This is a genomic window from Sphingobacterium sp. BN32, assembly GCF_030503615.1.
GTDB lineage: Bacteria > Bacteroidota > Bacteroidia > Sphingobacteriales > Sphingobacteriaceae > Sphingobacterium.
Window position 1 is genome coordinate 398,989 of the sequence record NZ_CP129963.1, and the last position, 13,476, is coordinate 412,464.

Below are 13,476 nucleotides of genomic sequence, written 5' to 3' on the forward strand. Positions count from 1 at the left end.
TTTTATTAGAAAGCAAATGCCATTCGACGTACAAAGAAAAACGCCCTCTATCTAGAGGGCGTTGATATTATGAGTTTTCAAACTCCTTTTTCTTAGGGAACATCAGCGAGGCGATGACGCTTAATGCTAAAATTCCGACGATGACGATCAAGGAGTGCGTCGTTGTAAAGCCCCAATCTTTCAACCAGCCATGAAGCAACATCTTCAATCCAATGAAGATTAGCAAGAAGGCTAAACCGACTTTCAAGTAGTGGAACTTGTGGATAATATTGATCAATAAGAAGAACATTGAACGTAATCCAAGAATCGCGAAGATGTTTGAGAAGAACACAATGTATGGATCTTTAGTTACCGAGAAGATCGCAGGGATAGAATCCACAGCAAAGATTAAGTCGGTAAATTCGATTACCAATAAAACCAAGAACAATGGTGTCATGTATTTTACTCCATTCTCCACATGGAAGAAGTTGCCTTGATCTAGCTTGTGCGTAACTTTGAAGTGCTTCGACGCAAATTTGACTACCGGGTGGTTTTCCGGATCGACTTCTTCTTCTTTGTTTCTATTGATGTACATGTTGAAACCAGTGTACACTAAGAATGCGCCGAATACATATAAAATCCAACCAAACTTAGTAATCAATGCTGCACCCACGAAGATAAAAATACAACGCATGATAATCGCGCCTAAGATACCCCATACTAAAACCTTATGGTAATACTTCTCCGGAATACCGAAAGAGCTGAATAACAATACCATCACGAAGATATTATCAACGGATAACGCGTACTCAACAACATAACCCGTTAAATACTCTAAGGTTAAGTTCTTATTGTAGAGCTGCAGACTGGCAGCTAAGTCATTCTCGTTGATCCTAATGTTATGGAAGTGCTTGGCGACGATCTCCTTGAGCCTAACCATATCATGAACATTATGTAGCTCATTACCCCATTTATAAAGCAATAAGCCAAAAAGCAAAGCAAAGGCAACCCAAATAGCACTCATAATGGCTGCCACTTTCAAGGATACTGGTTTGTCGCTCTTGGAAAACAGTCCTAAATCTATTGCTAACATCAGAATTATAAAAACTATAAATCCGATCATAAATAATGCTTCGTGGCTCATCTTATTTCTTTCTTTCTGTCGTAAATCTTACTAATTGTTCCAATCCTGTTTTATATTCGCCCCCATTAGGGATTGTTGCTAATATGTCGAAGGCTTCTTGCTGATATTGCATCATACGCTCCGTCGCGTATTCCATTCCTCCGTTTGTTTTTACGAATTCAATGACTTCCGCAACTTTCTCTGAATCCTCATTATGGTTCTTTACCAGGTTGATGATCTTTCTTCTTTCCGATTTCGCAACAGTATTTAGCGCGTAAATTAAAGGAAGTGTCATTTTTTTCTCTTTGATGTCATTCCCAACCGGTTTACCCACATCATCCAATCCAAAGTCAAATAAATCATCCTTGATCTGGAAAGCAATACCTACCTTCTCGCCAAACAAACGCAATTTCTCAACCGTCTCTTCATCTGCTCCAGCGGAAGATGCACCACAGGCACAGCATGAAGCAATCAATGAGGCGGTCTTCTTGCGGATAATTTCATAGTAAATCGATTCCTCAATGTCCAGGTGCCTCGCTTTCTCGATCTGTAACAATTCTCCCTCGCTCATATGCTCAACGGCTTCCGAAACGATACGCAACAGTTCAAATTCTTTATGTTTCACCGAAAGGAGCAAACCCTTCGATAATAAGAAGTCTCCTACTAAAACAGCGACTTTATTCTTCCATAAGGCATTGATTGAAAAGAAACCCCGGCGTTCATTCGAATTATCCACCACATCGTCATGAACTAAAGACGCGGTATGCAATAATTCCACTAATGAAGCGCCATGATAGGTAGATTCGGTTATCCCTCCGCAAACACCTGCTGAAAAGAAAACAAACATCGGACGCATCTGTTTTCCCTTTTGTTTAATCAGGTAGCCCGTAATACGGTCTAATAAGGGTGCTGAACTTTGCATCGACGCTTTGAATGTTTTTTCAAAGCGTTTCAGGTGTTCTTTTATAGGAAGTTGTATTTCGTCTAATGTTAACATGAAAATGGTTTAATACCATCAGTAATCACTGAAATTGACCATAAAAATAATAAAATTATGGTTGAGAAGCTAACGTATTTTCAAGCTCTTTATACCATTCTTCGCCGTATTCTCGAATCAAAGGGTCTTTCAAGAATTTATAGACTGGAATTTTAAGTTCCTGACCAAAAGTACAGGCATCTTTGCAGATGTACCAACGGTCATAATGCAATACATCAAATTCAGGGTAATGGGTCGCGCGGATAGGGTAGAGGTGACAAGAAATTGGTTTCTTCCAACTAACCTCGCCCATTTCATAAGCTTTCTCAATGGCACATTTCGTAATACCATTCTCCCAGGTTACATAAGCACACTCTTTATTGCCATCGACGCAGGTGGTCGTTAAATCGCCGTCCGCATCAATAACATGCGTGCCTTGTTCCTCGATCGCTTGAATTCCTTTTTCAGTAAGGTATGGCTTGACAATAGGGTAGATCTCTGCTAATATATGCGTCTCCGCCTCCGTTAATGGTGCGCCCGCATCACCTTCAATACAACAAACCCCTTTACATTTGCTTAGGTTGCAAACAAAATCATTGTTCACGATATCCTCGTGAACAAGCACATTACCTACTTCTATCATTTCTACTTTGAATAACTTACTCGTTTTCCCAACGGATATTTTAAGCCATCGGCACTGACCAATTCCATCGTCACAGAGCCGATAAGGATATCGACCTGAGCCTTCACAGGAATCCGGTTGCCATCGTTGGTGACCCAAAGATACAAACGACTATTCTTTTTAAAAATTCTTCCTGGACTTATTTCCGGACTCAGCTTGATACACTCCAATTCCCCAAGTACAGATTTTACTTTCTCGATTCCTACATATTCTACGCCAAGCTGAGCAATTTCATCGTTTAAGAAATACGTAATCTTAAACTTGTCGCCTTTGCTCAAACTCGAAAAATCGAGGTTGCGCGAGAAATAATACGCAGATACTAAGTCAAATGTCTGCATAGTCGGACTGCTGAATGTCCCTTTCTTCCCACTAACCTTACGCGTCGTATGATCAAATGTAGCATACTCTACCCGGCGGTAATTGTTCTCGCGAATATTCTCGGTATACAGAATAGGTAAGTAGTTATCCTTGTTGATATAAGAGTCATATTGATTCTTTACCGTGTAAAATGCAGAGAACGCGCCAGAAGTCTGGCCAAATGCATGTAAATGTATAGGATCCTGCACACCAAAGCTATGCTTTGATTTCTGAACAGACAACGTTCCTGTCGCTGCCGACATAATCCCATATTTTAGTTTATATTTCAAGACCTCGCCAGCTTGAAAAGTAGGGCTGGAGAGATAGGGTAAAGTTTGCGCAAAAGAAGCGGTTCCTAAACAAATAAACAGGGCTAGTAGCGTAAAAATTCTTTTCATACAAATATGACGACGTAAAATATCAATAGTTTAAGATTTCCGCTTAAACACCGGTACGGTCGAGCAGGGCTCACCATACATAATGCTTTTTGCGCGCGTACTCAAGGCAGCAGTAAAAGTAACAAAGGCGCTTTCCGGAATAGCAATATCCCCGCAGCCTTTAACAACAATCCGTTGATCTTGATATTGCTCGAAGTCAATACCCGCCAAGGACTTCTCAAATAAGGCGCCCCGTACAGATTCTTCATCTCCAAAATGCACCGAGATGGCATGTTCCATCATCTTCGTGGTCAGCAACATATAAGCCCAGGTCGGCACAATCGCATCGGTAGAGCAAATAATGCCCACATGTTGTCCAGCATATTGCGACCAGTCATGTCCTTTGATAAATTCTCTAAAATCCTTCTCCTTCAAAATCAATCCATGGAAAAGGTTATCCTTGATGTCATAGATAACAATAGGTTCCTTCGGCGCGTAATTCGCCAAATCAACTGTAATCAAACCACTCTGTGCTACCTTATTGACAATGTTCTCTTGAATATCCATTTCTTAAAAATAAAAAAAGCTGGATAACATATTGCTATCCAGCTACAAATTTAACTATTCTATGTTAATAGAATTTAATACGATTGTCAACAATCTTAGCATTGTCTTGTAGAGCTTTGAAAATTACGCTCCATGAACGTTGTGCTTTCGCTGCTGTGATTTGCTTTTGCTGTGCCGCTAATTCTTCCGCTGCAATAGCTTTCGGATTAACAAAGCCATTTACCTGAACAGCATAAACCCCTTGTTTACCTTCGATAGCTTTAGATGGCTTGTTAGGCTGCAATCCGAAAACTGTACCTACAACCGCATTTTCCACCGCTACCCCAGGAATTACTGGATTCGCTAATACAATATTTTCTACTGTTAATGCATTCTTGCCTAATTTCTGTGCAACCTGATCAATAGAGCTCGCTCCATTTAATGCGTTGTTCACTTTTTCTTTCAGCATTCTTGCCTTAACTAAGTTTTTCACTACAGGCTCAATTAATGTCTTAACAGCTTCTAACGACTGTTGCCCTTTGGACTGTACGCCAGTAACGCGAGCGACGATAAAGTCAGTCTCTGTTTCATAGATTTTGTCTGTTACATCGCCAACTTTCGCTTCGTATGCCCAACGTACTAATTCACGTGGAACCTCTACAGCACCTAACATATTGTCCATCGCTAAGGTACGCTCGTTCGTTTGTGGAACGACATTTTGTTGCTTAGCGATATCTGCGAAATTATCTTTGTTCACTGCCGTAAAGAATGTGTTTGCTTTTGCATAAGCAGCATCCGTGGTTTCTTTACCTGCAACAATAGCTTTATCAACGATCGCTAATTTAGCAATCTTTGAGTTGCCTACTTGCTTCTCAATTTTTAATACGTGTACTCCGTAGCTTGAATTGACAACAACAACATCACCAGCTTTACCGCCAAATGCAGCTTCCTCAAATTCAGGAATCATTCTTCCACGTGTGAAAGTACCTAGCTCGCCACCGTTGTTTTTGCTTCCTGGATCTACACTGAATTCAACCGCTAATGCAGCCATATTGCCACCATTAACGATTAAGTTTTTGATAGAGTCTGCTTTCTTTAATGCCTTGTCAACTCCACCTTCAGTAGCTGGGTTCAATAAGATATGGCTTGCAGTTACGGAATCAGGACTGAATTTTGTGTCAATGACTTTCGCAATTTCGTAAACGCCCTGAGACAAGTATGGACCAATAGTAGTACCTGCAGCTACATTAAATGCCGTAGAATCTAAAGCAGGGCTCAATTGACCTTTGCTGTAATATTTAACGGGGTATTTGTTGTCTGAGTTTAAAGAAACAAATGATGAATCCATCGTCGACGCCTGCAACTCTGTTTTCAATTTCTGAATGTTCGCTAACACCGTTGCTGTATCTGCAGCATTCGGACTTGCATTGAATAATACGTATTCAATCGATCTTGTCTCTTCTGCGTTTTTGAACGCTTTTTTGTTCTTATCGTAGTACTCTTTATAATCTGCGTCTGTCAATTTGATCTCCGCATCGTTTACTGAAGCGTAGTCTAACATCACATATTTGAAATTCGCTAATTTATTACGTGAGTTGTAATCGTACTCCGCTTCTAACGAAGTCGTGTAAATACTGTTGTTTACAAGATTAGAATATTTCTCGTTCAAACGCTCGTTTTTAACCGACTCAAGCAAGGCATTCCATTGTTGGCTAACCTCAGGATTTGTCTTCGCTTGCTCAATTACCGAGTTGATATAAGCTGCATCAACTTTACCAGTCTCTGGATTCGCAAACTGTTGTAAAATCTGTTGAGATGGGTTGTTACCAAAGATTAAGCTATTTAATTCCGCTTTGCCAACTTCAATTCCAATTTTTTCAATCTCTTGTTTCAATAACTCCTGCGAAATAAACTGATTCCAAACTTGCTGAACCGCAAATCCACGCATCTGTGGAGTTACACTACCGCCCATTTGTTGTTGATACATCGCATTTGCTTGATCTACCTGCTGGTTAAACGCGTTATAATCAACACCTTCCCCATTAACACTACCTACTTCAGATTGACTGCTACGCCAAAATGGAGTACCCATGTTGATGATATCCCCTAGTAAGAACGCAACGATTGCTAAACCGATAACGAAAATGACTAAGCCCGCTCGGTTTCGCAAATAGCTCATTAATCCCATAACTGTATTCTAAATTTTATTAAATGCTTAATTTTTTGATTAATCCTGTTTTTCTAAAACAAGGCGCAAGATACAATTTTTATGAAAAAAATTGTAATAATTTATTAAACCGCGCGTTCTAATTTTTCTGTGCACAATTGCTTCAAAACCTGCTAGTTCCCAAAGCCTGGAAACTGTTGGTTCGAGTTCATGTAATATAGACCGGTTGAGCCCTGGAATTCCACATTGTTGAAATCCGCATCCGAAGTAAATGAGGTACCCTGCATATGACCACGACCATCCGTAAACTCAATGCTGATAGGAAGCGTGTTGTAGTATTTAGCGTTCTTCTCATCATAAAATAGCTCCTCCGTTTTGACTACAGAGCCGTTTTCCATCGTTAAGACCACGTTGTTGCGAAACTCAATCAACCCACTCTCCGCATATTGCTTGGCATAGTTCGAAGTGATGCGCTGATTCTCTTTGGCAAACTCGTCAAAGAAGATAATCTTGACGCCTTTTTTGAATTCATAATCCCCTTGGTTGCGTCCTGTCGTATCATGATAAACACGCATCTCTGGTGCTGTAAGCTCGGCTTTTACCCGCGCAGAGTCGCTGTAGATAACCGTTACATGTTTGGAGATATCCACAGCTTCCTCCTTCTTCATGTTGGCCATGCGGTCAATATCTTTCATGTCATTTTCGCACGCAAATGACAAGATTGCCCCTAGCAATACAATTGTTAGGGGCAAAATCCGTAATTCCTTTATCTTAATGCAAGATGTATGCATAATGTTAATCGTAACTTCTTCTTAGGAACCAAGCGTCATTGACCGTGAATCCTAAGTTAATATTGATATATCGTTCGCGAATAAGGTTATGTTGCAAGGTGCCTTGCTGCCCAAACTCGGCAGAAATATTGACGCTGGAAAACGTCCGACCAAAGTTGGTCTCCGACAAAGGTAAGCCAAGGCCCACAGTTACCGCCATATCTGTTAAACGATGATTGTCAACCGAGATATGACTCTTATTATATCGGAATCCTAAGCGGTAATCAATAACATTCCAGTATTTTAAAGATGTTGCATCAGGCTTGAACTGACCACCAACCGCAACGCCGATATTTTTTCCTAACTTCTGTTCGCCATCACGCGTCTGGAAGTCAGACCAGTCTGCATATTTAAAATCAGCACCTACCATCCAGTTTACCCCTTTGGAGAAAGTGAAACCAACATTATGCTTCATCGGTAAGTTAAGTTTGCCATCCCGAATCACATTGAATGCAGAGGTGTCGATTGCAACCTGTTCGCCATCGGAAGACTGATCTGTTTGGGTCAAGGTTACCATTCGTGTGGTCTTATTGCTAATCTGATTATTCAAGGAACCCGAATAACCAATCGTGAAATTCATCTTATTACCTAAGGCTTTGAAGTATTGAGCACCGTAGTCAATAGAAGCACCGCGAATACGACGCGTATCCGTTTGTACTGTATTGTAGTAATCCGCCCCATATGGGAACTCGATCATCGCTTTATCATATAAATTTCCGAAAAGGAAACCAACGTTAGCACCAATGCTTAAGCCCTTGATCGGGGAAACTCCATACCCAAAGTAAGCCTTATTTACGCCGCCTTCACCAACCAGACTTGATTGGTAATTTACATTTTCGAACTGACGAATTGCCGATGAATTGTAGCCTACATCCGAGAAAGGCATTAACCCAAAGGATAAACCTCCGGCTTTTGCCAATGGAATACCGATAGTGATATGGCTGAAGGCAAAGTCAGCCGTATTATCTTTTGCTCCGTTTTTCTCTAATTGCGTCACATTGCCGTAAAGACCCGCGTCTAGAATCGTGCGTGTAAAGGCAGAATAACTCGCTGGGTTGGCGATGTTTAAGCTTGGAAGACCACCCACATAACGGACACCGGTAGACAGACCGCCCATGGCGCGTGTTTGTGGCAACAGGTCTTCACGCATCTGTCCAAGACCAAATTGTGAATACGGTGAATGGGAAGTGGATGACTGTGCGGAACTTTGCAAACTACACAGCAATAGTGAGCTTACGCCCAAGATACTCAGCAGTCGCGAATATGAAAAAATTGGCTTAAAATGTTTCAACATATTTATTTGATTCATCGATTTGAAGAACACATTTCCGATCTTTTAATGGACCAAAACGATGAGGTTAATTCTTCTGTAATGGCTGTATTCTCTTGAATTTTCGCTACAAAACTATCTATTTTTTAAATATGACGTCAATTTTAGTTGTTAAAAAAGGTTAAACAACTAAACGACAACGGTTTAGAAAAACTGAAAATAGAGAATCGTTAATAAGATTACAGCATACAGTGATTCATAAAACCATCTCGTCTTGGCATGTGTAAAAAAATAGGCGAGATAGATTGATAAAGGTGGAACACAAAGTAAAAAATGATTCACCGAGCGTTCCTGATTTAAATAAAACGATCCGAATATTAAAAGGATCATGAAAAATAACAATTGGAAACTCTTACGCACCTGAACAACACTTTTGAAAAAGTTGTCCTTTAAAATAAATAAGAAACCAATTAAAGATAAAACGATAGGAATGAGTACGAAATAATCATAAACATCCATCCCTAAGCGTGTCGGGAATGGATAGGTAAAAGGAATGAAAATCTGAAAGAACTCATCCATACGCTCCAACCAATAGTAGGCAACGGCTAATAGAAAATATACCAATATGACGCCCATCAGCGGAGTAATCCACTCTCGCCATGAAAAAGGACGGAAAATAACCAAACTGATCCAGATCAGGAGCAACATCACAATGAACGGAAAGTATATGATACTACCGAGTGCAACGAGCAGGCCTAGGTCAAACATGATGCCCTTGACATCGCCTTGCTTGTAGATGTTGAAAAGCTTATACAACATCCAGATCGTAATAAAATTACAGATTAGGGTAGGCGAAAGGACCAAAAATGGAATGAAGAGACTCACCAGAGTCATGAACATCAGGGCGGTCAGGAAGTTCGGTTTGCCCAACAAATTGAAATGGTTGACAACCCTATTGAGGTTGAACGCCTGCAATACCGTCAGTAGCAAGGTGATAATGACATTGATTTGAGGAGACAGGTTTTGACCGACCTCCAAACCAATCAAATTGGCAATTGCCGGTTCAAATAAAACCGGAGTCAAACGGTCGGGCAAATGCAGATAAACTCCTAAACATAAGACCGTACCAACCAGGGAAACTAAAAAAATATTTAGCCCCGATAATGTCCTATGTTGGTTAATCAGCATCGACAGCGCGCCTACTTATCTTTTTCTAACTTGCTAACCTTACGGTCTAAAATAAATAGATAGACAGCAACAGCTGAGAAAATAACCAGGATTACCAACACCACCACATAAATCTTTCCTTCGGAGCGTAGCGTGTCGGCCATTTCCACTTTATTTTGAGCAAAAATGGTAGAGATACCCGCAAAAAGGGCCATCACAAATAGGATAAACTTTTTCATGTATTAAAACGAATTCTTTTTGTCTTCAATTATTCGAACTCTGTAGCGCAGTGTCGTAATCCACACACCAATCAGAATCCAACCAACAACAGCGGTATAGAACACCGGACGCATATAGTTGTCCATATCTAAGTCGCCAAAGGTAGAGTTGCCGCCACTTCCAGGGTGTAATGAGTCGGTCAACTTTGGCAAAATATAAATCAATACAAACATGATTGGAAACGCAAAAATGTTGTAAATCGCAGAAATTTTAGCGCGCTTTTGTTCTTCCTCTAATGCATTGCGCAATACCAGATAGGCCAGGTACATTAAGGTTGCAATTGCAGAACCATTTAGTTTAGGGTCGTTAGGCCAAGGAGCACCCCAGGTAATATTCGCCCACAACATACCTGTCAATAATCCACAAGTACAAAACAAAATACCGGTATTTACGGCCTCAACAGCAAGAAAATCATACTCACGCTTACCACTGTTCAAATACTTAATACTGTAGATAACCGAAATCAGGTACAGAGAAATCATGGTAAACCACATTGGTACGTGGAAATACACATTTCGGATAGTCTCATTAAGGATAGGGAGAACAGGAACAGGACCCAAGAGCCCGCCAACAATGGCTGCTGCTATCATAAAAACGGCAAGGATTTTCCACCAACTTTTTCGCATAGCTATATAAAAATCAATCTCGCCAAAGGTACGGAAATAACAACAAAGAAACGGCAATTGTCACTATATTAATTGCTAGCAAAACGCCTATATCCTTCCAACTGGCGTCGAATGTTCCCCCGATAACACCCTGTTGCGAAAGGTTGATCAAAACAATCAATAAGGGAATAATGACCGGGAAACTCAGGATTGCCATAATCGTACTGTTATTGCCTGCTTTTGCACTGATACCGGCTACCATCGTGAAAACGGTCGCAAAACTGATGCTGCCCAAGAATATGCTCAACATATAAATGCCCCAATGTCCAACCGCATTCGAAAAAATAAGATTATAAACAATAAAAGCTATACTGGAGAGTAAGACCATCACCAAGGTATTGTAGACAATCTTGGCTAATATAATAGCCTTGGGGCTAACGATAGAATAATAGTATAGTTGTCGAGGGCCAGTTTCCTGTAGAAAGCTGCGGCTCATGGCATTGATCGCCGCAAACAGCAAAATTATCCAGAACAAGGTGTTCCAAATAGGAGAATCCACGGATTTGAATGATTGATAACATACAAAAACCGTGGATACTACATAAAGTAAGATGCTATTGATTGCGTATTTGGAACGCCATTCCAATAAGACATCTTTGTATATTAAGGTCTTGACTTGTGTAAACAGATTCATTGTGTACAAAGATACAAATCAATCTGTTGAGGCAAGACTGTGCGCCGATTTAATTAAGCGTTTTTAATCTCTGACTTCGCTTTATCAGCAACATCTTCCGCTTTATTAGCTAAACCATGTGCCGCATCTGATGCTTTGCTCGCCCACTCGTTAGCTTTCGACGATGCTTTATCTAAAGCGCTCTTTCCTGCGTCTTTAGCGCGTTCTCTCAAACCCTCTAAATCTTCTTTCGCTGATTTCGCAAATTTCTGAGCACGCTTCGCTTCTTTCTTCGACAGATCTTTGATCGATTTCGTTAAACTTTTAATGCCGTCGTTTGCACGATCTAATTGTTTTTTGCCGTCCTCTGTTCCTAGTAAATAGTAAGCTGCAGTACCAACTGCTAATCCTAATAGGGCAAATGCCACTAGTCCGTTTCTATTTTTTTCCATGATTATATCAATTAATATCCTATTTAATAAATAAATGTATCGATTATAGACATAACAAGCAAAAAGCCAAAATGTTTAGGCTTTTTAGAAATTAACAAAAATTAACTTTCTACCGATTGTAAGGACTGCAGATTGTATAAATGATGATAAAGGCCACAGCCCCTTCCCATAAGCTCTAGGTGGGTGCCCGAATCGGAGATGATGCCGTCTTCCACGACGATAATCATATCCGCATCACGTATTGTTGAAAGTCTATGTGCAATAATGACTGAAGTACGGTTTTTCATCAATTCTTCCAAAGCGAGTTGCACAAGTCGCTCAGATTCAGAGTCTAATGACGAGGTCGCCTCGTCTAATATTAAGATCGCAGGATCTTTTAATAGTGCTCTGGCAATGGCGATCCGTTGTCTTTGTCCTCCGGAAAGCTTGACGCCGCGTTCTCCGACAACCGTATCATAACCCTCCGGGAAGTCCATGATAAACTGGTGTGCGTTGGCGCGTTGGGCCGCAGCAATGATATCATCGCCGTCAGCATGTAGGTTGCCATAGCTTATATTTTCACGAATCGTCCCTCCAAACAAAAGTACATCTTGTGGAACTATAGCTACTTGATTACGGACATCCGTCAATGCTAACTTGTTCGATGGGATGCCATCGTAATAAATAGTCCCGCCTTTTGGCTGATAGAATTGTAAAATTAAAGACGCAATAGTCGATTTCCCGGTACCACTAGGTCCAACAATCGCGAGCTTCTTGCCTGATTTCACGTGGAATGAAATATCCTTTAATATTTCAATATCTGGACGAGTCGGGTATGCAAAACTAACCTGGTCGAAAACAATGTCGCCAGTAATGACTTGCTTGATATCTTTATCGCTCTCGTCTACCCGTATATCTTCTTGTTTTTCGTTCAAAATTTCTAACACACGTTCACTAGCGCCTAATGATCGTTGTATGCTCGCATACAGTTCAGGGAATGATCCCATCGAACCTGCAACGAACATCGAATAAAGTATATAGGTCGTCAGATCACCAACAGAAATTTCTTGAGAAGCGACTAAGGATGCCCCATACCAGATCACGAGAATAACGGCTCCGAAAATACAGAAGATGATGAACGAAGCAAATAAACCCCGAAAGGTCGCGCCGCGGATAGCTAAACCCACCGCTTTATTGAGTTTATGACCGTAACGTTGTGATTCAAAATACTCGTTCACAAAAGCCTTCACATTGGATATGCCCAGAAGCGTTTCTTGAACAATCGCATTCGAATCGGCAAGCTCATCTTGCGATTCTTTCGAGAGTTTGCGAATAAACCGTCCAAAAATCAAAGCCGCAACAATGATGATCGGAAGGATGCTGAGGTTCATTAAGGCTAGTTTCGGAGAAACCAATACCAAAAGCACTACACCGAAACCTAAACTGATCGTTTGGCGAAGTATTTCCGCCAAGGTAGTGGTCATGGTATCCTGAATCTGCGAAAGGTCAGACGATAAGCGGCTATTTAGTTCTCCAACACGGCGGTTGGCGAAGAAATCAATAGGAAGCGTAATCAACTTATGGTACGTATCTTTCCGAATGTTGGCTAAAGCTTTTTCAGCAATTTCCACAAATAAACGAATGCGGAAGAACGACATAATGGATTGAAAGGCGAGGATTCCCATGGCAACCGATCCAATATACATCACGCTCGCCGGCAACCAAGGGTAAGTTTGTCGACCTTGCGCTGCATCAATCATAGCGCCCAACAAAGCCGGGAAAGTAAGCATGGTTAAACTCGAGAGAATCAAAAACACCATACCTATCAAAAATTTCCATTTGAAAGGCTTTATATAAGAAAAAATCTTGATCGCTTTTTTGAGAATTTCTTTACTTAGCTTCGGCTTGGGTAAATCCTCCGAACGCGAGTCTCCACTATTCAATCTCGGTCTGGCCATGAATATTTAAAAATTACTGTAGTGGCAAAAGTACTTATATAAATAAGTCTTCTTAT

14 protein-coding genes are annotated in these 13,476 nt (G+C 40.8%); all 14 read right to left on the reverse strand.

Annotation, left to right across the window (positions count from 1 at the left end; genetic code table 11):
- Positions 1–67 precede the first annotated feature (67 nt).
- Complete coding sequence (locus QYC40_RS01715) at positions 68–1,123, reverse strand: TerC family protein (protein ID WP_301992047.1); 1,056 nt, start codon at positions 1,121–1,123, stop codon at positions 68–70.
- Between the two features lies 1 nt (position 1,124).
- Entirely contained in the window at positions 1,125–2,099 is a 975-nt protein-coding gene (locus QYC40_RS01720) for a polyprenyl synthetase family protein (RefSeq protein WP_301992048.1), read from the reverse strand.
- 55 nt (positions 2,100–2,154) lie between these two features.
- Positions 2,155–2,721 (reverse strand): DUF3109 family protein, encoded by a 567-nt coding sequence (locus QYC40_RS01725; RefSeq protein WP_301992049.1) that lies wholly within the window; start codon positions 2,719–2,721, stop codon positions 2,155–2,157.
- A gap of 2 nt (positions 2,722–2,723) precedes the next feature.
- Positions 2,724–3,515 (reverse strand): DUF3108 domain-containing protein, encoded by a 792-nt coding sequence (locus QYC40_RS01730; protein ID WP_301992050.1) that lies wholly within the window; start codon positions 3,513–3,515, stop codon positions 2,724–2,726.
- A 30-nt stretch (positions 3,516–3,545) separates the two neighbouring features.
- A complete protein-coding gene (locus QYC40_RS01735) occupies positions 3,546–4,061 on the reverse strand; it encodes a DUF2480 family protein (protein ID WP_301992051.1) in 516 nt (171 codons plus the stop codon).
- 64 nt (positions 4,062–4,125) lie between these two features.
- Positions 4,126–6,219 carry a peptidylprolyl isomerase gene (locus QYC40_RS01740; RefSeq protein WP_301992053.1) on the reverse strand — a complete coding sequence of 698 codons (2,094 nt, stop codon included), beginning with the start codon at positions 6,217–6,219 and terminating at the stop codon, positions 4,126–4,128.
- Between the two features lie 161 nt (positions 6,220–6,380).
- On the reverse strand, positions 6,381–6,998 hold the full coding sequence (lptC, locus tag QYC40_RS01745) for an LPS export ABC transporter periplasmic protein LptC (RefSeq protein WP_301992054.1): 618 nt from the start codon (positions 6,996–6,998) through the stop codon (positions 6,381–6,383).
- Positions 6,999–7,002: 4 nt separating this feature from the next.
- Positions 7,003–8,346 (reverse strand): hypothetical protein, encoded by a 1,344-nt coding sequence (locus tag QYC40_RS01750; RefSeq protein WP_301992055.1) that lies wholly within the window; start codon positions 8,344–8,346, stop codon positions 7,003–7,005.
- 165 nt (positions 8,347–8,511) lie between these two features.
- Positions 8,512–9,495, reverse strand: a complete 984-nt coding sequence (locus QYC40_RS01755; protein WP_301992056.1) for a DUF6427 family protein — start codon at positions 9,493–9,495, stop codon at positions 8,512–8,514.
- Between the two features lie 11 nt (positions 9,496–9,506).
- Positions 9,507–9,713 (reverse strand): CcmD family protein, encoded by a 207-nt coding sequence (locus QYC40_RS01760; RefSeq protein WP_301992057.1) that lies wholly within the window; start codon positions 9,711–9,713, stop codon positions 9,507–9,509.
- A 3-nt stretch (positions 9,714–9,716) separates the two neighbouring features.
- On the reverse strand, positions 9,717–10,379 hold the full coding sequence (gene ccsA, locus QYC40_RS01765; RefSeq protein WP_301992058.1) for a cytochrome c biogenesis protein CcsA: 663 nt from the start codon (positions 10,377–10,379) through the stop codon (positions 9,717–9,719).
- Between the two features lie 13 nt (positions 10,380–10,392).
- Positions 10,393–11,052, reverse strand: a complete 660-nt coding sequence (locus QYC40_RS01770) for a heme exporter protein CcmB (protein ID WP_301992059.1) — start codon at positions 11,050–11,052, stop codon at positions 10,393–10,395.
- A 53-nt stretch (positions 11,053–11,105) separates the two neighbouring features.
- Positions 11,106–11,483 (reverse strand): YtxH domain-containing protein, encoded by a 378-nt coding sequence (locus QYC40_RS01775; RefSeq protein ID WP_301992060.1) that lies wholly within the window; start codon positions 11,481–11,483, stop codon positions 11,106–11,108.
- Positions 11,484–11,584: 101 nt separating this feature from the next.
- Positions 11,585–13,420, reverse strand: coding sequence for an ABC transporter ATP-binding protein (locus QYC40_RS01780; protein ID WP_301992061.1), 1,836 nt, complete (start codon positions 13,418–13,420; stop codon positions 11,585–11,587).
- Between the last annotated feature and the right edge of the window lie 56 nt (positions 13,421–13,476).